Source organism: Nocardia sputorum (genome assembly GCF_027924405.1).
Taxonomy (GTDB): domain Bacteria; phylum Actinomycetota; class Actinomycetes; order Mycobacteriales; family Mycobacteriaceae; genus Nocardia; species Nocardia sputorum.
Map to the genome: position 1 here is coordinate 6365574 of NZ_AP026978.1, position 26080 is coordinate 6391653.

A 26080-nucleotide genomic window follows, 5' to 3' on the forward strand; every position below is an offset into this window, starting at 1 on the left:
TGCACGTTGCGTTCCCCGGCCCAGACACGCTATCCGCGGCAAGTGAGAGCTATCACAGGGCAGACATGAGTCCGATCACAGGCTCTCGGCGAACGCACCGACCTCGGCGACGAAGCGGGGGCGGTCCTCGATGAACAGCCCGTGCTGGGCGCCTTCCCAGAACGACGCGCGCGCGTCCGGGGCGGCCTCGACGATGTAGCGGCCGTTCTCGATCGGGACCACCCGGTCGGCCGTCCCGTGCAGCACGAGCACCGGAACGTCCAGCGCGCGCAGCGTCTCGGTGTTGTCGACGGTCCGGTAGAACAGCGCTTTGCGCACCGCGGGCGGAGTGGCGAGACTGGCCCCGAACAGGCGCTGGGCGTCCGGGCCCTTGTCCGTGCCCGGTCCGGTGTTGGCGTTGCCGAACACGCCGAAGGCGCGCACGGCCCGTCCCGCGCTGTCGTCGAAGACGCCGGGGATGGCCTCGCGCATCATGTCGCCGGTCGCCGCACCCGGCACGCCGGGACCGATGTTCGCCATCGAGCCGGTGTAGACGACGCCCGCGACGGCGTCCGTGCCGTAGGCGGTCAAGTAGTCCGACAGCACGATCCCGCCGTAGGACCAACCGAGCAGCACCGCGCCGGACGCGATGCTCTCGGCCGCCAGCACCGCCGCGACGTCGGCCGCCCAGTTCTTCGGATCGTCGTAGCCCGCCGCGGGCGCGTCGGAGTAGCCGTGGCCGCGCAGGTCGACGGCGATCACCCGGAAACGCGCCGCGAGGTCGTCGGCGGCCGCGCCCCAGCAGCGCAGATTCGCCGACCAACCGTGCAGCAACACCAGCGGCCTGCTGTGCGCCGGACCGCTCACCCGGTAGACGATGTTCGTCCCGTCCGCACTCACCACGTCCCGAATAGCCATGCCCCGAGGCTAACCGCGCGCGGTGACCGGGCCGCGCCCGGCAAACCTCGCGCACCTAGGATCGCTGGCATGAGCACTCGCACCGCCGTCGTCACCGGAGCCAGCTCGGGGATCGGGGAGGCCACCGCCCGCGAGCTGGCGAAGCAGGGCTATCACGTCTACGTCGGCGCGCGCAGGCTCGATCGTCTGCGCCGCCTGGCCGACGAGATCGGCGGCACCGCAGTCGAACTCGACGTCACCTCGGACGAATCGGTGCGCGCGTTCGGCGAAGCGGTCGAGCGCGTCGACGTGCTGGTCAACAACGCGGGCGGCGCCAAGGGGCTGGCTCCGGTGGCCGAGGCCGACCTGGACGACTGGCGCTGGATGTGGGAGACCAACGTGCTCGGCACGCTGCGTGTCACCAAGGCCCTGCTGCCGAAGCTGATCGCTTCCGGCGACGGGTTGATCGTCACCGTCACGTCGGTGGCCGCGTTCACCGCCTACGACAACGGTTCCGGTTACACCTCCGCCAAGCACGCGCAGGCCGTGCTGCACCGCACGCTGCGCGGTGAGCTGCTCGGGCAGCCGGTGCGACTGACGGAGATCGCTCCCGGGGCGGTGGAAACCGAGTTCTCGCTGGTGCGTTTCGGCGGCGACGCCGACCGGGCGGCCAAGGTGTACGAGGGCATCGACCCGCTGGTCGCCCAGGACATCGCGGAAGTCATCGGGTTCGTCGCGTCGCGGCCCGCGCACGTCAACCTGGACCAGATCGTCATCAAGCCGCGGGACCAGGCGGACGCGGGCCGATTCGCCCGCCGCCCCGCGTAGCGAACGACTCGGCCGGTGCCGTCGGTCCGGCCGCGAAATGCCGGGACTTCGCTGTTCGCCCGGAGCCGTTAGCATCCGTGCAGCCGCAAGGGCAAGGACATCGGATGGGAGTGATTCGGCTCATGTTCAAGGGCTTCAAAGAGTTCCTGATGCGCGGGAACGTCATCGACCTCGCGGTCGCCGTCGTGATGGGCACGGCGTTCACCTCCGTGGTGACCTCGGTGACGAAAGGCGTCGTCAATCCGCTGCTCGCGGTCTTCGGCAGCACCAACCAACTCGGCCTCGGCGTGCAGCTGATCCCCTCCAAACCCGCCACCTTCATCGCCATCGGCCCGATCATCACCGCCACCATCGATTTCGTCATGGTCGCCGCGGTGCTGTATTTCGTGCTGATCCTGCCGATGAAGACGATCAAGAACCGCTTCGGCACCCCGAAGGCCGCCGAGCCCACCCAGATCGAGCTGTTGACCGAGATCCGCGACCTGCTCGCCGAGCGGCACGACGCGATCCACGCCGAACGCGCTGCCAACCGCGAGGTCGAAGCGGAGCACTCGGACGACCGCGAGGCCGAACCCCAGAACGTGAAGGTGCGCTAGAACCGGTCAGCGCGCTCCGGCGGGCCGCGGCGGCAAGGGCGTGGCAGAGACCACGGCCGACGGCGCGCCCTGCAACGCCGACATGGTCTTCCAGGTGCTCCAGTCGATGGTCCAGTCGTAGAGGTCGCCGTCGGCGGCCGACAGCGGGATCGATGTGCCGGTCACTTCGACCGGATCGCCGTACAGAGCCGTGGGGAAATACGCCTGGGCGTCACCGGGCGAGAGATTGATGCACCCGTTGGTGACGTTCGCCGACCCTTGCGCCGACAGTGATTCCGGGTTGGCGTGGATGAATTCGCCGTTGTTGGAGATGCGTACCGCCCAGCGTTCGCGGACATTGGTGTAGTACGGCGGATTCGACATCAGGAAATCCTCGTACTTCTCCGTGACCACGTGAACGCCGGAACGGGTCACGTTGCGCGGTTCGTTGCCCTCGCCGTAACTGACCGCGAAATCGAACACCACCTGCCCGTCGCGCACCACCTGCATGCGGTGGCTCGGCGCGCTCGCCTTGACGATCTGGCTGCGGCCGATGCGGAAATCCGTGGTCAGATCGGAATCGCCGTAATTGCCGCCGCCCAGGTCGAGTCCGTAGAGCCGGGCCGAGACGTGCACGCTCGTCCCCGGCGTCCAATAGTTCTTCGGACGCCAGTGCAGCCGGGAGCCGCCGTCGTCCGGGAACCAGGCCCACGCGCCCTCGGTTGGCGGATCGGTGGTGATGGTCAGCGCCTTCTCCACCGCCGCCTTGTTCGCGACGGAGGACTTGAACTGCAGGATGATCGGCGCGGCGATGCCGACTTCCTGGTTGTCGCCGATGTTCAGGGTCGCCGGGACGGTGCTCTTGGGGGCGAGGGTGCGGAACGAGCCGTCGATCGGGATCGCCTTGCCGTCGGTGCCGACGGCGGTGCCCGACCAGGTGTAGGTGGCGTCGTAGCCGAGCGGCTCGGTGATGGTGAAACCGCGCCGGTCCGGCGCGAGCTCGCCGCGAACCTGCTTGCCTGCGGCGTTGGTCAGCGCCACCTGGTCGATGGTGCCGTCGCTGATCGTCACCGAGACCGGCGCGGTCGGGTTGACGTTCGTGGCGTCGTCGGCTGGATTCAACGTTGCTTTCGCGATCGGACCGGTGGCGGACCCCGGCTTGCCGGAGTCGCGGTCTATCGTGCATCCGGTCGCCAGGGCGACGACCACCAGCAGGACGGCCGACACCACGGCAACCGATCGGCGGATCATCGGGCGGTGGTTCACTTCGTCGAATCTACGCTCGGCGCGTGTTCCATCCCGTTGTCGCAGCGTGTGGTGTCGGCCTCAGCGTCAGAGCGTGATGCCCACGGTAACCGGTTCCGGTTCCAAGCGGATCCCGAAACGCTCGGCGACGCCGTCGCGGACCGTCCGGGCCAGCGCCACCAGATCGGCCGCGCTGGCTGCGCCGCGATTGGTCAGCGCCAGTGTGTGTTTCGTCGACAGCCGGGCGGGCGCCCCGTCGCCGGGGAACCCCTTGGCGAACCCGGCCCGCTCGATCAGCCAGCCCGCGGAGAACTTTACGCCGTCCGGCGCCGGGTAGGTGGGCACCGGGACGTCGCCGACGTGCGCGGCGATCATGGCGCGCACCCGCGCCTCCCGTTCCGGCGCGACCACCGGGTTGGTGAAAAACGATCCCGCGCTCCAGGTGTCGTGGTCGGCGGGATCGAGCACCATGCCTTTGCCCGCGCGCAACCGCAGCACCGCGTCCCTGACCTGCGCCGCGGGCCGGGACTCGCCGTCCGCGGCGCCCAGCGCCGAAGCCAGTTCGCCGTACCGCAGCGGCACGCTGGAACCGTCGGCCCGCAAGGCGAATTCGACCGCGAGCACGACGGCGTCGTCGCGATGCTTGAGCACGCTGGTGCGGTAACCGAACCCGAGTTCGCCCGGCTCCACCCAGCGGATCTCCCCCGCGGCGCGGTCCAGCAGGCGAACCCGGCGCAGCAGGTTCGCCACCTCCGCGCCGTAGGCGCCTACGTTCTGCACGGGCGTCGCACCGGCCGAGCCGGGAATCCCGGACAGGCACTCCAGTCCGCCGAGACCCGCGGCGACCGTAGCGCGCACCACGTCGTCCCAGTTCGCGCCCGCCTCGGCGATCACGCCGCCGTCGCCGATCTCGACACCGGTGGTGGCGACCCGCACCACCACGCCGTCGAAGCCATCGTCCCCCACGAGCAGATTGGAGCCGCCCGCGAGCAGCAGTACCGGGACGCCCGCCGCGTCCAGCGCGCGTACCGTCGCGACCAGCGCCTCGGTCGTCGCGCATTCGGCGACCAGCGCGGGCCCGCCCACCCGCAGGGTGGTCAGCTCCGATAGCCGCACGTCCGCGCGCAGCCGCGCACCGGTACCGGCGAGGAGGTCCGACGGCACCACTCGTGAAGTTCGCACGGTGCTCAACGGTAGCGTGCGCCCTGATGACCGCACGCTCGCGTAGTCCGCCGCGAGCGGATCGGAGGCAGCACGCCGGAAGCTCGAATCGCCCAGTTGTAGTGCCCGCTGACAGCTACTCGCCGGCATATTTCCACCGCCGGCGGATCCGGCGGCACGACTCGTGCGGCCCGAGCGCCGCACGGTAGCGTGTGCACCCATGGCTACACCGCTGGCGTACACGGCCCGCTACTCCCATCCGTCCGCCGCGGTGCGCGCGGCGTTCGCGAACGACCAGTACTGGAAGGATCGCATCGCGGCGGTCGGTGGCCCCAACGCCCGGCTGGATTCGGTCACCGTCGGCGGTGACCAGGTGCGCGTGGAGATGGTGCAGGCAATCGCCGCCGAACAGCTGCCGCCCGCGATCACCGCGGTGCGCCCCGGCGATCTGATCATCCCGCGCGTCGAACAGTGGAGCGGGGACGAGGCCACCTTCGAGGCCCGCGTCGAGGGCGCGCCCGCCGAGGTGCGCGGCACCATCAGCCTGGCCGCCGAGGGCTCCGGCGCCGTCGCCACGGTCGAGGGCACCATCGAGGTGAAGATTCCGCTGTTCGGCGGCAAGATCGAGAAGGCGATCGCGGAGCATCTCACCGAGCTGCTGAAGAACGAAGCCGAATTCACCGGCACCTGGCTCACCGAGCATTGATTCGCCCGCGGCGCGCGGGCATTGTTCCACGTCACACCATGCGGTCCCGGCGTTCGTGGCTATTCGGCACTCCACCCGCCCGCCGAGGTCGGCGCCGTCGCACCCAGTAACGTGTGAGCCCATGGCACGCCGATTGGACTACTCCGCCCGCTATCCGCTGCACACCACGAAAGAGCTGTACGCGGCGCTGTCGAACCGCGACTACTGGGAAGCGCGGATGGAAGAGATGCGGAAGCTCACTCCCGGCAACCAGGTGGTCCGGCTGGAGGCGGGCGACGGCGGCATCGACGTCGAACTGCATCACGTCCTGCCCCGCGACATGCTGCCGGAGATCGCGCAGACCGTGATGCGCAAGGACATGGTGATCACCCGCAAGGAGTCCTACAGCCCGTACAACGCGGAGGAGACCACCGGCAAGTACTCGGCGTCCATCCCGGCGGGGCCCGGCAGCCTCGGCGGCGCCATCCGCCTGTTCCCCACCGAGACCGGCTGCACCATGCGCTTCTCCTCGGAGGCGAAGGTGTTCATTCCCATGGTCGGGCCGCGCCTGGAACAGCTGATGCTGGTCAACCTGGTCGACCTGTTCCGCGGCGAGGCAGAGTTCACGGTGCGGTGGCTGGAAGAACAGCACTCCACTCGCTGACCAAACCGGTCGGCACCATCACCCGTGGCACCACCGCCGTCAACCGTCTCCGCCGCAGCGATCGCTGGCTGATCAACGACGAACTCGTCGCCGACCGGCTGCGTGCCGCCGCCGATCCACTGGTGGTCGACCTCGGCTACGGCGCGAGCCCCTGGACCACGTTCGAGCTGGCCGCGCGGCTGCGCGTGATCCGCGCCGACGTGCGGCTGGTCGGGCTCGAGATCGATCCGCAGCGCGTGGTGCCCGGCCGCGACGGCGTCACCTTCGCACGCGGCGGCTTCGAACTGGCCGGGTTGCGGCCCGTTCTGGTGCGCGCCTTCAATGTGCTGCGGCAGTATCCGGAGTCGGCGGTCGCGGAGGCGTGGTCGACCGTGCTGGCCGGGCTGGCACCGGACGGTCTGCTGGTGGACGGCACCTGTGACGAATTGGGCAGGCGCTGCGCATGGGTCCTGCTCGATCGGGACGGGCCGCGCTCGCTCACGCTGGCCTGGGACCCGTTCACCGTCGAGCGGCCCTCCGATCTCGCCGAACGCTTGCCGAAGGCGTTGATCCACCGCAACGTCCCCGGCGAACCGATCCACGCGCTGCTCGCCGCCGCCGATCGCGCCTGGGCCCACGCGGCGCCGATGGCGCCTTTCGGTCCTCGCGTCCGCTGGCGCGCGGCGGCGCACGCGCTGCGCGCCGAGGGCTTCCCGATCCGCCACTACCGCCGTCGCCAGCGCGACAACGTGCTCTCGGTGCCGTGGCAGGCTGTCGCGCCGCTCGGTGCGGGCTGAGGGCGGTTTCGTCACGCTACGGCGAGCGCCTGATATACCCGTCGCGCGGCGCGCGGCGACAAGCGCGACCCCGCGTCGGTGATCTCCCCGCCCGCGCACCGGCGGATGGCGACCGCGTCGGCGACCACCTCGTTCAGAGCTGCTTGGCCGATATCGGCCTCGGCCAGGTCGAGCACCGTGCGCACCGGCGTGGTCACCAGGAACGGGCCCGCCGATTCCACGTCGCCGCCGACCAGCGACCGGCGCACCACCGCCAGCCGAGGCGTGACCGGCGGACGTCCGGTGCGCACCGACAGGTGCAGGAAACGCGGGCGCAGGCTGCCGAGCCCGTGCAGTTCCGCCGCACTCTGGTGAGAGACGACCGCGGCGCCGTCGAACCAGGCCGCCCACATCGCGTATTCGTCGAGTGGGCCTTCCGGCCACCCGGCCAACCGCAGCATGCCGATCCCCGCCCTGGTCACCGAACCGTCGCCGAGGGCTGCTCGCACCCGCGCCCCACACCCGGTGCGCAGCACCTGCCGAGTCGTGAAGAAACCGGCGTGCCGACCGGCCCAACGGCGCAGAACACGCCATCCTTGTTCCGCGGATCCGATCGCGCGGCTTGCCACATCGCCAGCCATGGAGATCAGGCTACGCCCGGATTTTGTGCTTCATGTCACATTCGAACCCCTCACCGCCTCCACAGAGACGGCTCAGAAAGGTCGGGAAGAATTTTGACCATGAGTACGAACGCAACCTCCACCTCGACGATCACCCGGCGAGGCCTGCTGATCGCCCTGACCGTGGTAGCGGTTCTGCTCGCCACGGTGCTGGTCGGCGGCGAGGCCTACGCCAGGCACACGGTCTCGAGCTGCATCAGCTCGCAGTTCGAGAAGGAAATGGGATCGAAGATCGACGTGAGCTTCGGGCCCAAGCCCATGCTGGTCACCTGGATCGACGGCAAGGTGCCGTCGGTGCGGGTGAACAGCGCCGACTCCAAGTTCGGCCCCGCCGTCGGGATGGGGGTGCACGCCGTCTTCCGGGACGTCGATGTCGCCGACCCCAACGGCAGCGTGATCGGCAGCTCCTCCGCCGACGTCACCTGGAGCAACGAAGGGATCAAGGAGACCCTCGGCGGCATGGTCAGCGGGGTGACCTCCTCGGCGGATTCCGGCCTGCTCACCCTGGCGGTGCTCGGCGGCATCGCCGAACTCCAGCTGAAGCCGCAGATCGTGAACGGCGCGGTGCAGGTGGAGACGATGTCGGCGGAACTGCTCGGCATCGGATTGCCCGCCGATTTCGTGCAGAGCATCGTCGACCTGTTCACCCAGAGCCTGCAGAGCTATCCGCTCGGCATGACGGCGACCGAGGTGAAGGTCACCGACTCGGGCGTCGACGTCCATCTGTCGGGTGGGCGTACCCAACTCGAGTCCGCCGGCAACAGCTCCGACATGCGCTGCTGAACGCGCCGCGCCGCAACGAACCTCGGGGTGCGCGGCGGCGAAGACGGCCGCGGAGCTGTCCGGCTCCGGTCAGGCCGGGAAGCCGTCGAGCACGTCGCGCGACCTGGACAGTCCGAGCCGGGTCGCGCCCGCCGCGATCAGCTCCGCCGCCGCCTCCGCGGTCCGGATGCCGCCGCTGGCCTTGACGCCGAGCCGGCCGCCGACCGTCTCGGCCATCAATCCCACCGCGTGGGCGCTCGCACCACCCGCGGGATGAAATCCCGTGGAGGTCTTCACGAAATCGGCTCCCGCGCGTTCGGCGACCCGGCACACCTGCACGATCGCCTCGTCCGGCAGTGCGGCCGATTCGATGATCACTTTCAGCAGCGCTCGATCGCCCACCGCCTCGCGCACCGTGACGATGTCGGCGAGCACCGCGGTGTAATCACCCGCGCGAGCCGCGCCGACATCGATGACCATGTCGACCTCGGCGGCGCCCTGGTCCACCGCGAGCCGCGCCTCCGCGCCCTTCACCAGCGAATGATGCTTGCCGGAGGGGAATCCGGCGACGGTGGCGACCACCAGCCCGGGCGCGCGCACCGGCAACATCGACGGCGACACGCAGATCGCGAGCACGCCCAACGCCCGCGCGTCTTCGACCAGCGCGTCGACCTCGTCGCGCGTCGCCTCCGGGGCGAGCAGTGTGTGATCGATCATGGCGGCCACTTCGGCCCTGGTCAGCGACGTGGAACTTGCCATGGGTCCAGAGTCTGGCACACCCGGCGCGAATTCCGTTGCGCGCCTGGTGGCACTTCCCGCACACTCGTAGCTGATGGCGCATCGGAGAGCGGGACGCCACGGTCGACTGACTAACGTGTGCGGATGGGCCTACTTCGTTCGGGAGGAGACGACCGTGCTGATCCGTCGCGAACGCGCCGACGACGCCGCTGCGATCGCGGCGGTGCATCGCAGCGCATTCGCCCCGCGCTATGCCTCTGCCGGCACTTCCGGTGACCGGGTCGACGCGGATCCACCCGAGGTGGACTTGGTCGCGCAGTTGCGCAGCGACGAGGGCTGGATTCCCACGCTCTCCCTGGTGGCGATCGAGCACGACAGCGTGGTGGGTCACCTGTGCCTGACCAGAGCCGCCGTCGGCCCGTTCCCGGTGCTGGCACTCGGCCCGATCGGCGTCCTCGCCGATCATCAAGGCGCCGGAGTCGGCTCGGCCCTCATGCACGCGGCTCTCGGCGCCGCCGACGCCCTCGACGAACCCCTGATCGGGCTGCTCGGCAGCCTGGAGTTCTACCCCCGCTTCGGTTTCGTCCCCGCCGCCCGTCTCGGCATCACCCCGGACGACCCGGCTTGGATCAGCCACTTCCAGGTCCGCTCCCTGTCCGCCTACGATTCCCAAATCGTCGGCGAATTCCGTTACGCGGACCCGTTTTACAGCCTTTGAGCGCCGCCACTGCGTTCAGACGCCCGGGCTGCGCAGACGACCTGGGCTCTGAAATATCCCGCGCGTCGACCTGGCACGAGTTCCACGCCCATCCTGAGTACCAGCGCGACGGCGCTAGGCCCACGGATCGATGACGGGCACTCCAGCAGCACGGAATGGCGCGGTATCGCGGGTGGCCACGGCCATCCGCGCGGCGCTGGCGGTAGCCGCGATATAGCCGTTGGCAGTGCCGATCGCGGCTCCACTGGCGCGGGCCGCGGCCATGAGTTCCACATACACCGCGATCGAGTGCGCGGCGCGCCTGGGAAGATGTACGCATGAGTTCCGCTTCTCCCGTTCTGGACGATCGCCGTTACGTGCTGACGCTCGGCTGCAAGGATCGTCCGGGCATCATCGCCGGGATCACGTTGTTCATCGCCGAGTTCGGCGGCTCGATCGTGGAGGCGGGGTATCACTCCGACGTGGAGACGGGCTGGTTCTTCACGCGCCAGGCGATCAAGGCCGCGACGGTGCCGTTCGGGATCGCGGAGCTGCGGGACCGGTTCGCCGGGGTGGCGGCCGGCTTGGGGCCGGAGACCGAATGGCAGCTGCTGGACTCCCGGTCGCGCCGCCGTGCGGTGCTGCTGGTCAGCAAGGACGGGCACTGCCTGCACGACCTGCTCGGGCGCGCGGCCAGCGGTGAGCTGCCCGCCACCATCGAGGCGGTGATCGGCAACCACCCCGATCTGGCGGCGATGACCGAGGCGCACGGGGTGAAGTTCCATCACGTGCCGTTCCCGAAGGACCCGGCCGAGCGCGGGCCGGCGTTCGAGGAGGTCCGCGCCCTGGTGGACGCGCACGACCCGCACGCGGTGGTGCTGGCGCGGTTCATGCAGGTGTTGCCTGCCGAGCTGTGCGAGCACTGGGCGGGCAAGGCGATCAACATCCACCACAGCTTCTTGCCCTCGTTCGTCGGCGCCCGCCCCTATCACCAGGCGTTCGCCCGCGGCGTGAAGCTGATCGGCGCGACCTGCCACTACGTGACCGCGGAACTGGACGCGGGCCCGATCATCGAACAGGACGTCATCCGCATCGATCACGCGGACGAGGTACGCGACATGGTCCGCCAAGGCCGCGACATCGAGCGGGTGGTGCTCGCGCGCGGGCTGCGCTGGCATCTGGAAGGGCGCGTCCTGGTGCACGGCCGCCGGACGGTGGTCTTCTCCTGACCGGCGCGCCCTCGGCGCGTCAGCCCGCGAGGTCGGCGCGGGCGGACTTGCCCGCCGCGGCGAGGACGCGGGCGAGTTCCTCGTTGAACCGTTCGTAGGCCTCGACGTTGCCGAGATGGCCGGTGGGCAGCACCTGGTAGCGCGCGAGGCTGCCGGTCTGCCGGAGCAGCTCGACGATGCGTTCGGAGTGGACCGGCGGCGTCATGTCGTCGAACTGCCCCGACAGCACTGTCGTGGGCACCACCAGGCTCCTGGCCGCCTCCCCGACGTCCATCGTGGCGAGCAGGAAACCGAACTTGGACCGCACCCGGGCCGGGCACGACCGCACGATGGCCATGCTGAAGTCCAGCAGGTCGCCTTTCGCCGCGGTGCTGAGGATCTGGCGCGCGAACAGCCAGCGCACCGGCGCGATGGGCGGGAAGACGAGCGGGGCGCCCAGGCCGAGCCTGCCGAAGAGGAATGGCAGCGGCACTTTCAGTTGCAGCAGCCGCAACGGGCGGTTGAGCAGCGGCACCACTGTGGTCTCCAGGATCAGCCGATCGGCCGCGGTATTGGTCAGCAGCACCGCGAGGGCTCGGCGCGCGACCTGCTCCGGGTAGCGTCCCGCCCACGCCTGCAGCGTCATGCCGCCGAGACTGTGGCCGACCAGCACGGCCCGCTGCCCGGGCGCGAGCGCGGCGTCGAGCACCGCGGCCAAGTCGTCGGCCAGCAGGCCCATGGTCAGCTCGCTCGAGCCGTATTCGCTCTCGCCGTGGCCGCGCTGATCGTAGGCGATCACGCGATAATCGCCGGCGAACGCATTGATCTGCGGGTTCCAGTACTCGAGGCAGCAGGTCCAGCCGTGCACGAGCACGACGGCCGGCTTGTCCGGCGGACCGTAGGCGTGTACCCGCAGCCGAGCTCCGTCCCCGGCGCGGACCGGGATCACCTCGCGGGGCGCGGCCGGGGGGTTGAACGCGACGGTCTGGTAGGTACGCGAACGCAGGTCGGCGCTGTGCGCGGCGCGCAAGCTCCGGAGCAGTCCCGGGAAGCTCGTCAACGCGGTCGGCAGCATGGCACGCATCGGACACTCCTTTGTGTTACTGCTAGATACAGTAACCCCGATTCGCGCCGCTTGCTAGTGCAAGCACCCTTACCTGTCGGCAGTCTTCCCTCTCACCAGCGCGGACCCCGCTGCACCTCGTCCACCTTGGGCCGTACGTCGGCCAAGTAGACACCCGTGGCGATGATCGCCGCGAAGGACAGCAGGCCCAGCCCCGCGGGTGAGAGTAGAAGCACGAGCACAGCCGCCCCGAGAATCGCCAGCCAGATCGGCTTGGTCAGTTTGTCCACCGCGGTGAACGCGTCCGGACGCTGACGCACGGCGTGGATCAGCGCGAAAATCGTCGCACCGAGCGCCGCCAGCCACAGCACCAGCAGGATCATCCCGGTCAATCCGTGCACCATATTCACCCCACCCATCATAGAAGCAACGCCCCCGCGCACCAGGGGTGCGCGAGGGCGTGGAATCGCACTCAGCGGCGGGCCGTTCAGGCCTTCTTGGGGGCGGCCTTCTTCGCCGGAGCCTTCTTGGCGGCGGGCGTGGTGGCCTTCTTGGCCGGAGCCTTCTTCGCCGCACCGTTCGTGACCGGAGCCGGGGTGGACTCGGTGGTCACCTCGACGACCTCGGCCTCCACGACCGGTTCCGGGACGATGTCCGCCTCGGTTTCCACCTCGACCTCGGTCTCGACCTTGACCGGGCGGCCGAGCAGTCCGTTGACGCGCCCGACCACATCCTCGGCGCGGCTCACAGCGTCGCCGTAGAGGGTCTCGACCTTGCCGATCCGCTCCTCGACGGCCTGGTTGGCGCGCAGCCGCTCGATGGTCTCCTCACCGCGGGCGGCGAGGTCGGCGTAGAGGTCGAGCGCCTGCCGGTAGTACTTCTCGGCCAGGGCGCGCAGCTCCTCGGCGGTGAACTTCTCGCGCAGCTCCGCGAGGTCGTCCGGCAGCTCCGACGGCAGTCCGGACAGCCGCTCGCGCAGCGTGTCGAACTGCGCCTGCACGTCGGCGGGGACGTTGGCGAAGCGCTCGCGCGCCTCCTCCACCCGGGCCTGCACCTCGGTGGCGGCCGCGCGCTCGCGCACCTGGGCGAACACGTCGTTCACGGCGGTGTAGAGGGCGTCACCCGCACCGACGGTGGCGAGCAAGGGCTTGGTGACGGTGGCGTTCTTCTCGGTCATAAGGTTTCGTTCTCCTGGCGTGGCGGAGTGTCGGTTGTCGTGCGCGGAACGTCGCTGTCCCATACGTCCCCCCCTGCCTCGTTTCCTCCGTTTTCCCGGCGAAACGATTCATAGATGTCCAGCAGCACCTGCTTCTGCCGCTCACTGATCGACGTGTCGGCGAGCAGGGCGTCCCGGACCGGACTGTGCGGCCGCTGCTCGAGATAGCCAGCCCGTACGTACAAGACCTCCGATGAGACCCGCAGCGCTTTCGCGATCTGCGTGAGCACTTCGGCGGACGGATTACGCAGTCCGCGCTCGATCTGGCTGAGGTACGGATTGCTCACCCCCGCCAGCTGGGCGAGCTGACGCAGCGAGACTTGCGCCGCTTCCCGCTGCGCCCTGATGAAGCCTCCGATGTCGTGCGCCGCGTTGACGACGCGACCCGCTCGTTCTCCGACGCCGGACGAATGCTCGTCCGATCTGTCGGTGTACTCGGCGGAAACCTCGGGCTGGTCTGCCATCACTCACCTTCTGGCGGTTGTACGGGTTCGATTCTAGGTCAGGGTGCTAGCTATTGCAAGCAGTCTGCTAGCAGTGTTTCGGCAAACGTTCCGCGTGCCGCGGATCAGCCGCCGAACATCAGATGGGAAATCGTGTAGATCGCCAGTCCGGCAAGCGAACCGACAACGGTTCCGTTGATCCGGATGAATTGCAGATCCCGGCCGACCTGCAATTCGATCTTCTTGCTCGCTTCGTCGGCATCCCACCGGGCAACCGTGTCGGTGACCAGGGTGCTGATCTCACCGGCATAGTTTTCCACCAAGTACCGCGCCCCGCGATCGATCCAGCCGTCGACGTTGGCCCGCATGTCCGGGTCGTCGCGCAACCGCTCGCCGAGCTGCTGCACGTTCTCGGCGACCTTGCGCCGCAGCGTGCTGCCCGGATCGTCGGCGGATTCCAGGATCAGCCGCTTCGCCGCGCGCCAGGTGGCCGAGGCCAGTCCGGTGATCTCCTCGCGGCCCATGATCTGGGCCTTGATGCGCTCCGCCTTCTTGATCATGGCGTCGTCGAATTGCAGGTCCTCGGCGAATTCCTCCAGGAACCGATTCGCGGCGAGGCGCACCTCGTGCTCCGGATTCGAGCGGATTTTCCAGGTGAACTCGACCAGTTCGCGATAGATCCGTTCCGAAAGCAGGATGTTGACGAATTTCGGCGCCCATTGCGGGGCGTCGCGCAGCACGATCCGGTCGATCGTCTCCTGGGAGCCGAGCGCCCACTGGTGCGCGCGCTCGGCAAGCAGATCCAGTAGCGCGAGCTGCCGGTTGTCGGCCAGCAGTTCCGCCAGCACGCGCCCGATCGGCGGACCCCACAGCGGCTCGGCGATCCGCTTGACGATGGTGTTGTCGATGACCTGTTCCACGTCCTCGTCGCGCAGCACGCCGACGACGGCCCGCAGGAGCGTCGAACTCTCCTGCGCCACTCGCGCGGCATGACCGGGATCCGCCATCCAGCGTCCGACCCGCAGGGATATCCGGGCGGAACTCAGCTTCGCCGACACCACCTCCGGCGCCAGGAAGTTCGTGCCGACGAAGGTGCCGAGACTGGCGCCGAGCTGGTCTTTCTTGCGCCGGATGATCGCCGTGTGCGGGATGGGCAGGCCGAGCGGATGGCGGAACAAGGCGGTCACCGCGAACCAGTCCGCCAGCGCGCCGACCATGCCCGCCTCCGACGCGGCGCGCAGGTAGCCGACCCAATCGCCGCCCGCTCCGCGCGATTCGATCCAGCGGCAGAACAGATAGATCGCGGTTGCCAGGGCGAGCAGGCCGGTGGCCAGCGCCTTCATCCGCCAGAGGTCACGACGCTTGGCCGCCTCGTCGAGCACGGCGGCGAAGCCGAAGGGCGCGGCGGCAGGCGCGGCGGGGGCGTCCGCCACCGCGGTGTTGCCGGGAGCTTTCTCCATGCCTCCCATTCTGCTGTGCGCGGCGAAATGGGCGAGCGGGCGAGCGGAGCGGGGACACGCCAGACGCGCCCGACACTGTGGTTCCTACCGCATCCGCGCCCAAAAGCGCATATCACCGGTATCGGGGACCTAAGCTGGTAGCCACCGGAGCACATACGAACGAGGGAGCCCACGCTGTCCACCGAAGACCTTGTCGATATCGGCGAGCGACCGTCGGCGGTGCGCGGCGGCCGGATGGACGGCCGCAAGCGCCGGTGGCGGCAACACAAGATCGATCGCCGCGAGGAACTCGTCGACGGCACCCTCGCCGCCGTGCGCGCCCGCGGCTCCAGCGCGGGCATGGACGAGATCGCCGCGGAGATCGGCGTCTCCAAGACCGTGCTCTACCGCTACTTCTCCGACAAGAACGACCTGGTCCACGCGACCATGCAGCGGTTCATCGAGACCACGCTGATGCCGCGGGTATACGGCGCGATCAGCCTGGACGCCGACGAGTACCAGCTGGTCCGCTCCGCGCTGGCCGAGTACGTCGGGACGGTCGACGAGGATCCCGAGGTCTACCGGTTCATCATGGGCAACGGCTCGGCCGACCAGTCCTCGCTCGCGGAGTTCGAGAAGCTCTTCGCCGAGGTGGTGTGCGCGGTCATCACCGAGCGCGCCAAGGACCGGGGCGTGGCGACCGAAGGCGCGGCGCTGGCGTCGTACGTGCTGGTCGGCGGCATCCAACTGGCGACGCACTGGTGGACCACCAACAAGTCGCTGTCCCGCGAAGACGTGATCGACTACCTCACCATGCTTGCCTGGAGCGCGATCGAGGGCATGGCCCGCGCCGGCGGTTCGCCCGCGGCGTTTAACGCGCAGCAGCACGTGCTGCCCGTGCCCGAGTCGCCCGTGCAAGACTGAATCCGCCATCGGCCCCGGCGCTAGCTGGACCGCTTGCAAAAGTTCACTGCCACTCTCGACTTTGTCGAAACCTTGGCTAGTCTGAACCCGAGCGGTGCGCCGAGTGCGCTGCGTCACCGCCTGCGCCGTACTCGACGGCGGTCCACGCGGGACACCCCGGTTCCGCGCGTCGCCGCCTGCGTGTCCGTCGCTACGACCGCGGCACCAACGGAGGTACCTCGATGGCGAAGCAAGTACCGACCTCTCGGCTTGCTCGTGGCACGAAACTGGGCGCGGTGGCAGCCAGTTCGGTGCTTCGCACCCAGCGCACGCGACTGACCATGCGGGGCAGATCCGAGGCCGTCCGGGCGAAAATGGCCGAGGAATCCATGATTCGCACCACCGAGCAAGTGGTCACGGTGCTGGGCACCATGAAGGGCGTGGCCATGAAGCTCGGCCAGATGATGTCGGTGCTCGACCTGGATCTGGTGCCCGAGGACCACCGGGAACGGTTCCAGAAACGCCTGGCCGTGCTGCGCGACGCGGCCCCGACGGTCTCCTTCGCGGCCATGCGCCAGGTGATCGAGGACGATTTCGGCAAGCCGCTCGACGCGGTCTTCGCCGAGTTCGACGCCGAGCCCGTCGCCGCCGCGTCGATCGGCCAGGTGTACCGGGCGCGGCTGCACGACGGTCGCCAGGTCGCGGTCAAGGTGCAGTACCCGGGCATCGACGCCGCGGTGCGCGCGGATCTGAAGAATCTCGCGATGTTCCGGCGCGTGCTGCAGTCCGCGATGCCCTGGGTGACGCCCGCGGTGCTGGACGAGCTGCGGCTGAACATGGAAGCCGAACTCGACTACCGGGCCGAGGCGGCCACCCAGCTGCAGATCGCCGAGTTGTACTCCGGGCACCCGTTCGTCATCGTGCCGCGCTCGCTGCCGGAGTTCTCCACCACAAGGGTGCTGGTCACCGAGTACGTGGAGGGCAAAGGCTTCGACGCGATCCGGCAGCTGCCGCAGGCGGAGCGCGACCGGATCGGCGAGATCATCTACCGGTTCTACGTGGGATCGTTGTTCATCTTCAACGAGTTCTGCGGCGACCCGCATCCCGGCAACGTGCTGCTCGCCGCCGACGGCCGGGTCGCCTTCCTGGATTTCGGATTGTTCAACCGCATGGACGCCGAGCACGTGCAGTTCGAACTGGTCTGTCTGCGCGCCGCCGCGGAGGATCGCGCCGAAGACCTGCGCGAGCTGATGATCCAGCGCGGCGTCATCGATTCACCGCAGGAGATCGGCGCCGAGGAGTGCCTGGAATACGTGCTGGCCGCCTCGGAATGGTGTCTGGTCGACGAGGAACTGACCATCACCCCGGAATTGGCCAGCGGCGCGTTCCTGCTCGCGGTGGACCCGAGGGCCAGCGAGTTCACCGGCATGAAGCAGCAGAATCTGCCGCCGGAACACCTCTTCTCGCGCCGCGCCGACTTCCTGACCTTCGGCATGCTCGGTCAGCTCGGCTGCACCGGGAACTGGCATCGCGTCGCCCGGGAATGGCTCTACGACGAACCGCCGGTCACCGATCTCGGCCGCGCCCATCACGCCTGGCTCGCCGACCGCCCGCCTGCCGCGCCGCAACGGCCGCGCAAGAAGACCACGAAGTAGCCGCCGACCGGCGACTCGACCCCAGAACGGAAGACCATGGCAGACACACGGGAATTCGACCTAGTCCTCTTCGGGGCGACGGGTTTCGTCGGCAAGCTCACCGCGGAGTACCTCCTCGGAGCCGCGCCGGAATCCGCCCGGATCGCCCTGGCGGGGCGGTCGCTGGACAAGCTGACGTCGGTCCGTGACGGTCTCGGCCCGAAAGCGGCGGACTGGGGCCTGGTGGTGGCCGACTCGACCGACCAGGCCGCGCTGGACGCGCTGGCGGCGCGCACCGAAGTCGTGGTCACCACGGTCGGCCCGTACCTGCGCTACGGGATGCCGCTGGTGGCGGCGTGCGCCAAGGCCGGCACCCACTACGCCGACCTCACCGGTGAGCCGCTGTTCATCCGCGACGCCATCGACGCCTATCACGAACAGGCCGTCGCCACGGGCGCGAAGATCGTGAACTCCTGCGGCTACGACTCGATTCCGTCGGATCTGAGCGTGTACCAGCTCTACCGCCGCACGGTCGAGGACAACGCCGGTGAACTCGTCGACACCACGCTGGTGGCCTCGCTCAAGGGCGGGGTCAGCGGCGGCACCATCGATTCCGGCCGCGCCATGATGGAGGCGATCGCCGCCGACCCGGCCAAGGGCAAGGTGCTGTCGCACCCGTACTCGCTGAGCCCGGACAAGGCGATGGATCCCGACGTCGGCCGCCAGTCCGATCAGGCGCTGTCGCGCGCCAGTGCCATCGACCCGAGCCTGGACGGGTGGGTGAGCACGTTCGTGATGGCCGCGCACAACACCAAGGTCGTGCGCCGCACCAACGGACTGCTCGGCTGGGTCTACGGCAAGAACTTCCGCTACCGCGAAGTGATGAGCGCGGGGAAGTCGCGGGTGGCGCCGCTGGTGGCGGCGGGCATGGCGGGCGGCATCGTGGCGGGCCTGACCGCGGGCGCGCTGCTGTCGCGGGCGGCCGCGGGCCGCAAGCTGCTGGACCGTGTGCTGCCCAAGCCGGGCACCGGACCGGACGAGAAGGCGCGTAAGAGCGGCTGGTTCACCATGAAGACGTTCGCGCACACCACCTCCGGCGCGAAGTACGTGGCCACCTTCTCCGGCACCGGCGACCCGGGTTACCAGGCCACCGCGGTGCTGCTCGGCGAGAGCGGCCTGTGCCTGGCGTTCGACACCGACAAGCAACCCGAGCTCGCGGGCATCCTCACGCCCGCCGCCGCGATGGGCGACGCGCTGACCGAGCGGTTGCGCGCGGCGGGCATGATCATCACCGTGGACCGGGCCTGAGGGACGTGCCCCGGTGAACCTCGCACGCAAGACGATGAACGCCCCCGCGCTCGCCGCGGTGTACGAGCGAGCCTGGCGGCCGACGCTGTTCTATCTCGCCAGCGGGCGGACGACCGCGTCGGACCGGCGCGACGCGGTGACGACCCTGCGGCTCGGCGGCGCGCAGAAGGTGCTCGACATCGCTTGCGGGCCGGGCAATTTCACCAGATACCTGAGCGACGCACTGTCCGGCGACGGCTACACGATCGGCTTGGACTACTCCGAGCCGATGCTGGCGCGCGCTGTCGCCGACAACGCCGGACCGCGCGTCGGGTATCTCCGCGGCGACGCGCGCTCGCTCCCGTTCGCGGACGGAACGTTCGACGCCGTCTGCTGTTTCGGCGCGCTCTATCTCATCCCCGACCCGCTCGTCGCCGCGCGCGAGATGATCCGCGTCCTGGCTCCCGGCGGCCGGATCGCGATCACCACCAGTTACCGGGCCGCCAACCCCATCGGCGAGGTGAGCCGCGTGGTCGGCGGTTTGAGCGGTCTGCGGGTGTTCGGCACACGGACTTTTCCGACCCTCTTCGCCGAGCAGGGCTTGGTGGAGATCGATCAGCGGGTCCATCGTCTGCTCCAGTACGTCAGCGCGACCAAACCCGCCTGATCGCGGGGCTTCCCGGCCGCACGGACGGTGCTCGGTCGCCGGTCACGGCCCGGATCGGCGACTCGCGCTCGTCCACGGTGCGGGCAGGCGGATGCTGGGCTCGGACCGGCACATCGCCGCCGCGAGGATCATCGAGGTCGGGCACGGGGTTGCCCTGCGCGGACGGCCGTGCGCGTCAGGACGGCCGCGGGCCGGAGCCGAGATCGACCATGCGGTGCAGGATGGCGGGAGCCAGGGCCAATTCGAATTCGGTTCCGCTGCTTTCGAAGACGAACGCGAGGTAGTCGCCGCGAGGTACCGGGGCCAGGCGGACCGAGCACTGCTCCCCCACGATCACCCAGCCGCCGACGGTCAATTGATCGGACATCGCCCCTCCCACCCTTCGACACTTCCGCCAAGTGGACTATGCCAGTTGCGGCGAACGGGTGTCAACGGCGGAAATCGGCCGCTGAGCTGGTGAAATACTCCCGATACAGGGTGGACTGGCCGGGTGGGTGGACGCTTTCGCGGTACTCCAGCGCGACACCGTCGGTGTCTCGGCCGATGCGGTGCACGACCAGCACCGGCGCCGGGGGCGCGAGCGCGAGATGGCGGCATTCGTCCTCGGTGGCCAGCCGGGCGCCGACACTCTCGCGCACGATCGCGGCAACGCGCCCGAGCACGGCTTCCAGATACCGAGAGACGTCCCCGGGCACCGGCTCTGGTTCGGCCGACAGTGTGGCGGCCGAGGCGAATTCGCCGGGATACCAGCAGGTGATCAGTCGCGCGGCTCCGGAATGGTCGTCGGTCACCAGCTTCCGGACGATCACCGCGCTGGAGGCGGGGAGGCCGAGCGCGTCGGTGACCTCCCGCGGTCCTTCCACCACCTCCGCACGCAGCACGCGCACCGAGTAATCCCCGGGCGAAGACGACTCGTATCGGGGCGTGCTCTCCCGCACCAGCGCGGATCGTTCGGCCACATAGGTGCCCGACCCACGGCGAGACCTGACGATTCCTTGCTGGCGCAGCGAATTCAGCGCCTTGGCGGCGGTGGGCCGCGCCACCTTCCAGCGCGCGGCGAGTTCGCGCTCGGACGGCACCTCGGCGCCCGCGGCCAGCTCGCCGCGCTCGATCAGCTCCCGCAGATGCCCCGCGATCTGCAGGTATTTCGGGACCACGCCCTCGATTCCGGTCACCGGTCGCCTTCCCCTGCGGACACCGCCCCTCGGACCGCTGGTCAGTGTAACAACGACGGAGCCGGGCGCCGGGGGACGCGCACAAGCCCGGACCCGACGGGGTCCGCGGCGCTGTACCGGCCGGTAAAGTGCGAGTCCAGTACAGCGCGGTACGAACAGGACCGAGCCGAAGGGGGTTCCACATGGCGGTGCCCGATACCGGACAGGGGACGGCGCGAGAGCTGTACGCGGCGGCCATCGGCGCGAGCGGGGGCGAGCGGTTCGAGCTGGACACCGCGGTCGCGGAGAACCTCGCCGCCGCGTGCGATCAACTGGTCGACGATCTACGCCGCGCGATGGCCGACGAACACCTGGTCACCGACGTGACCGGTTTCCCCGACCTGCCCACCGGACACGGCCTCACCCGCGGGTTCGCCGCGAAAGGACGCCAGTACCTGGACACCCTGACCGCGTTCCAGGAAACGGCGCTGCTGTTCAAGGCCGCCTATCTCGCCGCGGCCAACCGGCTCGCCGACGCGGAGGCGGCGAACCAGGCCGCGCTGCGGCTGATCGCCGACTACTTGGAGCCCCGGTGAGCCCGCGGGCCGGAACCGACTGAGGGGGACGACCGATGGCAGACTCCGCGGCACGCGCCGCCGCCGACGGCATCCGGCAGGAGCTGGCCGGATTCACCAGCGGCGCAGCTGATCCCGCCTATGCGCCGGACCGCGAGCTGTTCGGCGCCTACACCCATCAGCAGATCTGGGACCTGGTGCACGAAGCGCTCGACCCGGCGGCGCTCGGCCGGGTCGCCGCGGCGTGGCAGGCGAACGCCACCGCGGTGGCCGAAGCGTTCCAGGCGTTCTCCGACGCCACCAACCGGGAGTTCGCGCGCTGGTCCGGCCGGACGGCCGACGCGGCCGTGGGCGCGACCAGGCAGTTCGTCCGCGCGGGCGAGGAGGCGCACGACGTGTGCCGGGCGGTCGCCCGGCTGATGGAGTTGAATAGCGATGCCGCGCAAACGGTCCGGGGCGCGATCGTGCCACCGCAGCGGTATCGCCCGCTGGCCGACCCGGCCGCCGAAGCGGTTTACGGTGGAAAACGTAGGATGGAACACGACAGTGCGGCGGCAGACATCGAGGCGGATGTCCGGGACACGATGACGTACGTCTACACCCCGACGATGCCCGCCACCGGCGATCACGTTCCCCAATTCCCCCGGCCCCGTGCGGGTTCGGTGACCGAGGACGCACCCGGCGATCCGGATTCCGTCCGCGGAGGCGGCGCACGGTGAAATGGGTGCTGACCCCGGACGAATTCACGCATGTCTGGACGAACGAAACGAGCCTGGACCGCAGGCCCTACCCGGTCAACATGGTCCCCTCGGCCACGGCGCGGACCGAGTCGGAACACCTGGCCCTCCGCCTGCCGCAGCGCTTCGCCCGCCAAGCCGACCCAGACCTGGCCGCCGCGTTGATGCTCTGCGCGCGCAACGACGCGACCACCATCACCGTCTCCGGCGAACGCACGCCGCTCGCCCGCAACGGAACCGGCGCGGCGGCCGAACAGATCCTCGCCTTCGCCGCGGTCGTGCACAACCACGCGGGCATCCTGGTCGCCACGCCCGACCGGGTGACCGTGCAGATGTGCCATGCCCGCGCCGTGGGCGAACGCCTGGTACAGGTCATCGGGTCGGCGCGGCCGGGCAAGCTGGCCCCGATGCGGGAGCCGCAAGACGCCGTGCTCAGTCCGGACCGCACCGAGCCGTTCGTCACCAATGGTCATCGCGGGGCGGCGAAATTCCGCCAAACGTTGCGCAAGCCCGTGGACGGGCGCGGCTTCATCACCGTCACGGTGCAGCCCGAGAACCCGATGTCCCCGCCCACCCGGCACCGCACCTGGCTGGACTTCACCGGCGACGGCCGCTATCTGCTCACCACCGCGCACGATCTCATCCTCACCCCGGTCTCGGACGAGGAGTTCGCCGCCCAGCTGCTGCGGCTCGCGCAAGTCTGACCGGGCGCCAGGGCCGCGTGGGTAGTTTGGGACCATGCCCGAACAGTGGACGACGTGCGCTACCGAAGCCATGAAAGCCGATGGCCTGCGAGTAGCGGAACTGGACACCTCCGGGACACCCGGGTTCTCCGGCGGCAAGAAAGCCGGACTCGAGCTGCTGGCCGACCGCAGCCAAGTGCTGTCGGATCTGCAGGAGAAGCTGTACGCCAACGGCAGGTCGGGCGGCGACAAGCGCAACGTGCTGCTGATCCTGCAGGGCATGGACACCGCGGGCAAGGGCGGCATCGTCCGGCACGTCATCGGTTCCGTCGACCCGCAGGGTGTCGACCATGCCGCCTTCGGTGTGCCGACGCAGGAAGAGCGGCGCCATCACTATCTGTGGCGCATCCGCAAGGCGCTGCCGCGCGCGGGTCAGCTCGGAGTGTTCGATCGCTCGCACTACGAGGATGTGCTCGTGGTGCGCGTGCACAACCTGGTGCCGCCCACGGTGTGGGAGCCGCGCTACGACGAGATCAACGCGTTCGAGCGCGAATTGGTGGACGAGGGCACCACGCTGGTGAAGGTGGCCATGTTCGTCTCGCTCGACGAACAGAAGAAACGGCTCGCCGAGCGACTGGAACGCAGGGACAAGTTCTGGAAGTTCAACCCGGCCGACATCGATGAGCGCGCGTACTGGCCCGCCTATCAGGAGGCGTACCAGGCGATGCTGGACCGCACGTCCACCGCGCACGCGCCCTGGTACGTCGTGCCCGCCGACCGCAAGTGGTTCTCCCGGCTCGCGGTCACCGAACTGCTGATCGCGGCCCTCGAGGGGCTGGATCTCGACTGGCCAGGGCCGACGTTCGACGTCGAGGCGCAGAAACGGCGCCTGGCCCGAGCCTAGGGCGTCGCGTCTGCGCGCGGTCGGCCTCAGGGGACCAGGGGCCGGACTTCCTCGGCGACGAACCGGAGGAAAGCGGCGGCGTCCGGATCGTCGGCGGTGGTCTGGAGCACGACGGTGTCGGCGCCCGCTTCGGCCAGCGCGGTCACGGCTTCGGCGATCGCGTGCGCGTCACCCGCCACGCCCGCGTTCGGCGCGTGCGCGGGGGTGCGTTCGGCGGCCAGGCGCGCTTCGGCGTCCGGGCCGGTGACCGCCAGCAGGTTCGCCACCACCTGGTGGCGGTCGGTGCGGCCGGCCGCGGCACGTCCCTCATCGATCAGCGTGCGCGCCGCACGGACGCCGTCGGCGTCGGTGATCGAATCCAGCAAGGTGCCGTCGGCCTGTTCTCCCGACAGCCGGATCGAGCGCGGTCCGCGCGCGCCCGCGTATACCTTCGGCGGCGTGGCGGGCGGCCAGTCCAGCGCGACGGCGTCGAGCCGCACGTAGCGGCCCGAGACGGTGACCCGCTCGCCGGCCAGGAGCGCGCGCAACGCGGCCACATGCTCGCTCAGCAACGTCACCGGCGACGCGACGCGTGCGCCGACTTGCGCCATCCAGCTCTGCACGCCGTGGCCCACACCGAGGAGGAACCGGTCCGGGAACAGCCGGTGCAGCGTCGCCGCCTCCATCGCGGTGAGCGCGACGTTGCGCAGCGGCACCGGCAGCAACCCGACTCCGACGCGCACCCGTTCGGTCCAGGCGAGCGCGGCCGCCGCGCTGGCGATCCCGCTCTCCAGGAAACAGTCCTCCCACAGCCACAGCTCCTCCAGCCCCGTCTCCTCGGCCACGCGAGCCGCCTCGCGCAGCAGTTCGGGCGGATTTTGCGGACGGAACACAGCACCGAGAACAGTCATCCCACTATTCCTACCGGCTGCGGACCGCTCGAGTGCGGATGTCCGGCAAGCGCGGCGGCATGTGCGGTCGGTCGGTTGGCGACGTAGATTGCGAACGATTCGGTGACCTCATCTGAGGTGCGGAAGCGATGCCGACCCGACCGGTGTGATCCGCATGGCGTTGCCGGGTCAACTGAAGCGCATACCTGCTCAGGGCAGTTGCCGCGCGAGACGCGAGCCCGGCCGGTGTGGTGTCCAGCCGGTGTCGGCGATCCGTCCGGTGTGTACGAATTCGCCCCAGTGACTACGGGTTCGGCGGCCGAGCGCGTCGATCTCGCCCGCCGTGAGGGGCGCGAGCATCGGAGCGGCTTGCCAGGTCTCGCCGTCGGCGAACAGCAGCGGTAGATCGATGCAGTGGCAGGCGCCGTACGGATTCGCCGGATGGAGCTGTCCCACCCGGTAGCAGTACACGCGCGCCCCGGCGTCGGCCAATTCGTCGGCGAAGCGGAACAGACCGTTTTCAAACGCCTTTCGGCCGATCAGCCGCTGGATCGCCACGTCGAGCCGGGCGCCCGTCACCGGCAGTCGACGTAGCCTGCCGAAGACCGGATGCGGGCCGCCGTAGAACGCCCGCGCCTCCTCGGCCGCGCAACCGAGCAGCACCGGCAGTCCGGTGGCCGTGTCCCGCAACGCTTGCCGCCAAGCGGGCTCGGCGGGCAGTGCGCCGGCATCGTCCACGGGCGAGAAGGGCGGTGCGGGGTTCAGCGCGGCGGGCCCAGCGATCCGGCGTGCCGTACGCGCCTGCGCGGCAAGCAGTTCGGCCACCGGTACGGTGCGCGGATCGGCGCCGAGTTCGGCGAGGAACATCGCCCCCACCCGCTCGGCCTGCCGGTGACTTCGGAACCCGACGCCGAAAGGCGCGCTCTGCACGATCGCCTGGGCGAACAGGCTCCTGGCCGCCGCGATGCCGAGCAGCGCGACGACCGACTGCGCGCCGGCGGACTGTCCGGCAAGGGTGACGCGCTCCGGATCGCCGCCGAACTCGGCGATGTGCTCTCGCACCCAGCGCAGCGCCGCGATCTGGTCGTCCACGCCGCGATTTCCGGCCGAGACGCCCGGTGCGCGAAGGTACCCCAGCACACCGAGCCGGTAGCTCACCGACACCACCACGATGCCGGTCTCGCGCACGAGCCGGTCCGCGTCGTACAGGTTCCATTGGCCGCTGCCCGCGAGATAGGCGCCCCCGTGCAGCCAGATCAGCACCGGACAACTCCCCGGTTCGGCGCTTGCGGGGGCCGTGACGGTGACCGCCAGGCAGTCCTCCGACTGCGGCAGCGCCTCCGCCCGGCCCATCACACCCTCGAGTCGTCCTGGCAACTGCGGTGCGATGGCGTACCGGCGCGTCGCGTCGTACACCCCGTCCGGCGGCTCGACCGGCTCCGGTGCGCCGAACCGCTCGGCCCGGGCGTACGGGATGCCGCGGAACACCGCGACCCCGGCGCGGGACTCGCCGCGCCAGCGCCCGGAGGCCGCCATGACGCGCTCCATGCCACTCTCGCTTTCTATCGCAAGTCGACTTGCGATATCTCCACGCTAAGGTCAGGCCCGGCAGAAACGCAAGAGAACTTGCGA

The 26080-nt window shown here is 69.7% G+C and carries 30 protein-coding genes; 16 read left to right on the forward strand and 14 right to left on the reverse strand.

Going from position 1 to position 26080, the window contains the following annotated elements; genetic code table 11:
• Positions 1-75: 75 nt before the first annotated feature.
• Positions 76-897 carry an alpha/beta fold hydrolase gene (locus QMG86_RS28585; protein WP_281875826.1) on the reverse strand — a complete coding sequence of 274 codons (822 nt, stop codon included), beginning with the start codon at positions 895-897 and terminating at the stop codon, positions 76-78.
• 69 nt (positions 898-966) lie between these two features.
• On the opposite strand from QMG86_RS28585, the gene QMG86_RS28590 reads away from it, so the two are divergent.
• A complete protein-coding gene (locus QMG86_RS28590; protein WP_281875827.1) occupies positions 967-1704 on the forward strand; it encodes an SDR family NAD(P)-dependent oxidoreductase in 738 nt (245 codons plus the stop codon).
• Between the two features lie 122 nt (positions 1705-1826).
• Entirely contained in the window at positions 1827-2300 is a 474-nt protein-coding gene (mscL, locus tag QMG86_RS28595) for a large conductance mechanosensitive channel protein MscL (protein ID WP_281881174.1), read from the forward strand.
• Between the two features lie 6 nt (positions 2301-2306).
• Here the strand turns inward: mscL and QMG86_RS28600 are convergent, their stop codons facing one another.
• Both QMG86_RS28600 and QMG86_RS28605 read right to left on the reverse strand, forming a co-directional pair.
• The gene (locus tag QMG86_RS28600) at positions 2307-3530 is read right to left on the reverse strand and encodes a L,D-transpeptidase (RefSeq protein ID WP_281881175.1); all 1224 of its coding nucleotides are present in this window, start codon (positions 3528-3530) and stop codon (positions 2307-2309) included.
• 81 nt (positions 3531-3611) lie between these two features.
• The gene (locus QMG86_RS28605) at positions 3612-4652 is read right to left on the reverse strand and encodes a UDP-N-acetylmuramate dehydrogenase (RefSeq protein WP_281881177.1); all 1041 of its coding nucleotides are present in this window, start codon (positions 4650-4652) and stop codon (positions 3612-3614) included.
• A 253-nt stretch (positions 4653-4905) separates the two neighbouring features.
• On the opposite strand from QMG86_RS28605, the gene QMG86_RS28610 reads away from it, so the two are divergent.
• From QMG86_RS28610 to QMG86_RS28620, 3 genes are all read left to right on the forward strand, one after another.
• On the forward strand, positions 4906-5391 hold the full coding sequence (locus QMG86_RS28610) for a DUF2505 domain-containing protein (RefSeq protein ID WP_281875828.1): 486 nt from the start codon (positions 4906-4908) through the stop codon (positions 5389-5391).
• Positions 5392-5512: 121 nt separating this feature from the next.
• A complete protein-coding gene (locus tag QMG86_RS28615; RefSeq protein WP_281875829.1) occupies positions 5513-6034 on the forward strand; it encodes a DUF2505 domain-containing protein in 522 nt (173 codons plus the stop codon).
• Positions 6004-6810 (forward strand): class I SAM-dependent methyltransferase, encoded by an 807-nt coding sequence (locus QMG86_RS28620; protein ID WP_281875831.1) that lies wholly within the window; start codon positions 6004-6006, stop codon positions 6808-6810. Before QMG86_RS28615 ends, QMG86_RS28620 begins: the two co-directional genes overlap by 31 nt.
• An 11-nt stretch (positions 6811-6821) precedes the next feature.
• Here QMG86_RS28620 and QMG86_RS28625 read toward each other — a convergent pair whose 3' ends face one another.
• Positions 6822-7430: a type IV toxin-antitoxin system AbiEi family antitoxin domain-containing protein gene (locus tag QMG86_RS28625; RefSeq protein WP_281875832.1), complete on the reverse strand. Its 609-nt coding sequence runs from the start codon at positions 7428-7430 to the stop codon at positions 6822-6824.
• 99 nt (positions 7431-7529) lie between these two features.
• Between QMG86_RS28625 and QMG86_RS28630 the strand changes: the two genes are divergently transcribed.
• Positions 7530-8252 (forward strand): LmeA family phospholipid-binding protein, encoded by a 723-nt coding sequence (locus QMG86_RS28630; protein WP_281875833.1) that lies wholly within the window; start codon positions 7530-7532, stop codon positions 8250-8252.
• Positions 8253-8321: 69 nt separating this feature from the next.
• Here the strand turns inward: QMG86_RS28630 and deoC are convergent, their stop codons facing one another.
• Positions 8322-8990 carry a deoxyribose-phosphate aldolase gene (gene deoC, locus QMG86_RS28635; protein ID WP_281875834.1) on the reverse strand — a complete coding sequence of 223 codons (669 nt, stop codon included), beginning with the start codon at positions 8988-8990 and terminating at the stop codon, positions 8322-8324.
• Between the two features lie 154 nt (positions 8991-9144).
• Between deoC and QMG86_RS28640 the strand changes: the two genes are divergently transcribed.
• Together QMG86_RS28640 and purU are read left to right on the forward strand one after the other, a co-directional pair.
• Positions 9145-9687 (forward strand): GNAT family N-acetyltransferase, encoded by a 543-nt coding sequence (locus QMG86_RS28640; protein WP_281875836.1) that lies wholly within the window; start codon positions 9145-9147, stop codon positions 9685-9687.
• A 317-nt stretch (positions 9688-10004) separates the two neighbouring features.
• A complete protein-coding gene (gene purU, locus QMG86_RS28645) occupies positions 10005-10895 on the forward strand; it encodes a formyltetrahydrofolate deformylase (RefSeq protein ID WP_281875837.1) in 891 nt (296 codons plus the stop codon).
• 19 nt (positions 10896-10914) lie between these two features.
• Here the strand turns inward: purU and QMG86_RS28650 are convergent, their stop codons facing one another.
• From QMG86_RS28650 to QMG86_RS28670, 5 genes are all read right to left on the reverse strand, one after another.
• The gene (locus tag QMG86_RS28650) at positions 10915-11958 is read right to left on the reverse strand and encodes an alpha/beta fold hydrolase (RefSeq protein ID WP_281875838.1); all 1044 of its coding nucleotides are present in this window, start codon (positions 11956-11958) and stop codon (positions 10915-10917) included.
• A 92-nt stretch (positions 11959-12050) separates the two neighbouring features.
• Positions 12051-12341 (reverse strand): DUF2516 family protein, encoded by a 291-nt coding sequence (locus QMG86_RS28655; protein WP_040870424.1) that lies wholly within the window; start codon positions 12339-12341, stop codon positions 12051-12053.
• Positions 12342-12424: 83 nt separating this feature from the next.
• On the reverse strand, positions 12425-13114 hold the full coding sequence (locus QMG86_RS28660; protein ID WP_281875839.1) for a heparin-binding hemagglutinin: 690 nt from the start codon (positions 13112-13114) through the stop codon (positions 12425-12427).
• Positions 13111-13617 (reverse strand): helix-turn-helix domain-containing protein, encoded by a 507-nt coding sequence (locus tag QMG86_RS28665; RefSeq protein WP_159841552.1) that lies wholly within the window; start codon positions 13615-13617, stop codon positions 13111-13113. The genes QMG86_RS28660 and QMG86_RS28665 overlap by 4 nt, the downstream gene beginning before the upstream one ends.
• Positions 13618-13721: 104 nt before the next feature.
• On the reverse strand, positions 13722-15056 hold the full coding sequence (locus tag QMG86_RS28670; protein ID WP_434085484.1) for a DUF445 domain-containing protein: 1335 nt from the start codon (positions 15054-15056) through the stop codon (positions 13722-13724).
• 219 nt (positions 15057-15275) lie between these two features.
• On the opposite strand from QMG86_RS28670, the gene QMG86_RS28675 reads away from it, so the two are divergent.
• From QMG86_RS28675 to QMG86_RS28690, 4 genes are all read left to right on the forward strand, one after another.
• Positions 15276-15959, forward strand: coding sequence for a TetR/AcrR family transcriptional regulator (locus QMG86_RS28675; protein ID WP_434085483.1), 684 nt, complete (start codon positions 15276-15278; stop codon positions 15957-15959).
• Positions 15960-16180: 221 nt separating this feature from the next.
• A complete protein-coding gene (locus QMG86_RS28680) occupies positions 16181-17593 on the forward strand; it encodes an ABC1 kinase family protein (protein WP_281875842.1) in 1413 nt (470 codons plus the stop codon).
• Between the two features lie 36 nt (positions 17594-17629).
• Entirely contained in the window at positions 17630-18880 is a 1251-nt protein-coding gene (locus QMG86_RS28685) for a saccharopine dehydrogenase family protein (protein WP_281875843.1), read from the forward strand.
• Between the two features lie 13 nt (positions 18881-18893).
• Entirely contained in the window at positions 18894-19526 is a 633-nt protein-coding gene (locus QMG86_RS28690) for a class I SAM-dependent methyltransferase (RefSeq protein WP_281875844.1), read from the forward strand.
• 175 nt (positions 19527-19701) lie between these two features.
• Here QMG86_RS28690 and QMG86_RS28695 read toward each other — a convergent pair whose 3' ends face one another.
• A complete protein-coding gene (locus tag QMG86_RS28695; protein ID WP_281875845.1) occupies positions 19702-19893 on the reverse strand; it encodes a hypothetical protein in 192 nt (63 codons plus the stop codon).
• A 61-nt stretch (positions 19894-19954) separates the two neighbouring features.
• On the reverse strand, positions 19955-20701 hold the full coding sequence (locus tag QMG86_RS28700) for a GntR family transcriptional regulator (protein WP_281875847.1): 747 nt from the start codon (positions 20699-20701) through the stop codon (positions 19955-19957).
• Positions 20702-20883: 182 nt separating this feature from the next.
• Between QMG86_RS28700 and QMG86_RS28705 the strand changes: the two genes are divergently transcribed.
• The 4 genes from QMG86_RS28705 to QMG86_RS28720 are packed head-to-tail and all read left to right on the forward strand — an operon-like array spanning position 20884 to position 23579.
• Entirely contained in the window at positions 20884-21276 is a 393-nt protein-coding gene (locus tag QMG86_RS28705; RefSeq protein ID WP_281875849.1) for a hypothetical protein, read from the forward strand.
• Between the two features lie 35 nt (positions 21277-21311).
• A complete protein-coding gene (locus QMG86_RS28710; RefSeq protein WP_281875850.1) occupies positions 21312-21974 on the forward strand; it encodes a hypothetical protein in 663 nt (220 codons plus the stop codon).
• Complete coding sequence (locus QMG86_RS28715) at positions 21971-22696, forward strand: ESX secretion-associated protein EspG (RefSeq protein WP_281875851.1); 726 nt, start codon at positions 21971-21973, stop codon at positions 22694-22696. The genes QMG86_RS28710 and QMG86_RS28715 overlap by 4 nt, the downstream gene beginning before the upstream one ends.
• A gap of 34 nt (positions 22697-22730) precedes the next feature.
• Positions 22731-23579, forward strand: coding sequence for a polyphosphate kinase 2 family protein (locus QMG86_RS28720; protein ID WP_281875854.1), 849 nt, complete (start codon positions 22731-22733; stop codon positions 23577-23579).
• Positions 23580-23605: 26 nt separating this feature from the next.
• On the opposite strand, the gene QMG86_RS28725 is transcribed toward QMG86_RS28720, so the two are convergent.
• On the reverse strand, positions 23606-24469 hold the full coding sequence (locus QMG86_RS28725; RefSeq protein ID WP_281875855.1) for an LLM class flavin-dependent oxidoreductase: 864 nt from the start codon (positions 24467-24469) through the stop codon (positions 23606-23608).
• A gap of 189 nt (positions 24470-24658) precedes the next feature.
• Positions 24659-25984 carry a carboxylesterase family protein gene (locus QMG86_RS28730; protein ID WP_281875858.1) on the reverse strand — a complete coding sequence of 442 codons (1326 nt, stop codon included), beginning with the start codon at positions 25982-25984 and terminating at the stop codon, positions 24659-24661.
• Positions 25985-26080: the final 96 nt, after the last annotated feature.

Coding starts and splice junctions, on each gene's coding strand:
- QMG86_RS28665 (WP_159841552.1), bottom strand. CDS start 13,617: ATGGCAGACCAGCCCGAGGTTTCCGCCGAGTACACCGACAGATCGGAC.
- deoC (WP_281875834.1), bottom strand. CDS start 8,990: ATGGCAAGTTCCACGTCGCTGACCAGGGCCGAAGTGGCCGCCATGATC.
- QMG86_RS28590 (WP_281875827.1), top strand. CDS start 967: ATGAGCACTCGCACCGCCGTCGTCACCGGAGCCAGCTCGGGGATCGGG.
- QMG86_RS28720 (WP_281875854.1), top strand. CDS start 22,731: ATGCCCGAACAGTGGACGACGTGCGCTACCGAAGCCATGAAAGCCGAT.
- QMG86_RS28725 (WP_281875855.1), bottom strand. CDS start 24,469: ATGACTGTTCTCGGTGCTGTGTTCCGTCCGCAAAATCCGCCCGAACTG.
- QMG86_RS28685 (WP_281875843.1), top strand. CDS start 17,630: ATGGCAGACACACGGGAATTCGACCTAGTCCTCTTCGGGGCGACGGGT.
- QMG86_RS28655 (WP_040870424.1), bottom strand. CDS start 12,341: ATGGTGCACGGATTGACCGGGATGATCCTGCTGGTGCTGTGGCTGGCG.
- QMG86_RS28650 (WP_281875838.1), bottom strand. CDS start 11,958: ATGCGTGCCATGCTGCCGACCGCGTTGACGAGCTTCCCGGGACTGCTC.
- purU (WP_281875837.1), top strand. CDS start 10,005: ATGAGTTCCGCTTCTCCCGTTCTGGACGATCGCCGTTACGTGCTGACG.
- QMG86_RS28660 (WP_281875839.1), bottom strand. CDS start 13,114: ATGACCGAGAAGAACGCCACCGTCACCAAGCCCTTGCTCGCCACCGTC.
- QMG86_RS28680 (WP_281875842.1), top strand. CDS start 16,181: ATGGCGAAGCAAGTACCGACCTCTCGGCTTGCTCGTGGCACGAAACTG.
- QMG86_RS28615 (WP_281875829.1), top strand. CDS start 5,513: ATGGCACGCCGATTGGACTACTCCGCCCGCTATCCGCTGCACACCACG.
- mscL (WP_281881174.1), top strand. CDS start 1,827: ATGTTCAAGGGCTTCAAAGAGTTCCTGATGCGCGGGAACGTCATCGAC.
- QMG86_RS28705 (WP_281875849.1), top strand. CDS start 20,884: ATGGCGGTGCCCGATACCGGACAGGGGACGGCGCGAGAGCTGTACGCG.
- QMG86_RS28600 (WP_281881175.1), bottom strand. CDS start 3,530: ATGATCCGCCGATCGGTTGCCGTGGTGTCGGCCGTCCTGCTGGTGGTC.
- QMG86_RS28630 (WP_281875833.1), top strand. CDS start 7,530: ATGAGTACGAACGCAACCTCCACCTCGACGATCACCCGGCGAGGCCTG.
- QMG86_RS28730 (WP_281875858.1), bottom strand. CDS start 25,984: ATGGCGGCCTCCGGGCGCTGGCGCGGCGAGTCCCGCGCCGGGGTCGCG.
- QMG86_RS28585 (WP_281875826.1), bottom strand. CDS start 897: ATGGCTATTCGGGACGTGGTGAGTGCGGACGGGACGAACATCGTCTAC.
- QMG86_RS28625 (WP_281875832.1), bottom strand. CDS start 7,430: ATGGCTGGCGATGTGGCAAGCCGCGCGATCGGATCCGCGGAACAAGGA.
- QMG86_RS28610 (WP_281875828.1), top strand. CDS start 4,906: ATGGCTACACCGCTGGCGTACACGGCCCGCTACTCCCATCCGTCCGCC.
- QMG86_RS28670 (WP_434085484.1), bottom strand. CDS start 15,056: ATGGAGAAAGCTCCCGGCAACACCGCGGTGGCGGACGCCCCCGCCGCG.
- QMG86_RS28695 (WP_281875845.1), bottom strand. CDS start 19,893: ATGTCCGATCAATTGACCGTCGGCGGCTGGGTGATCGTGGGGGAGCAG.
- QMG86_RS28710 (WP_281875850.1), top strand. CDS start 21,312: ATGGCAGACTCCGCGGCACGCGCCGCCGCCGACGGCATCCGGCAGGAG.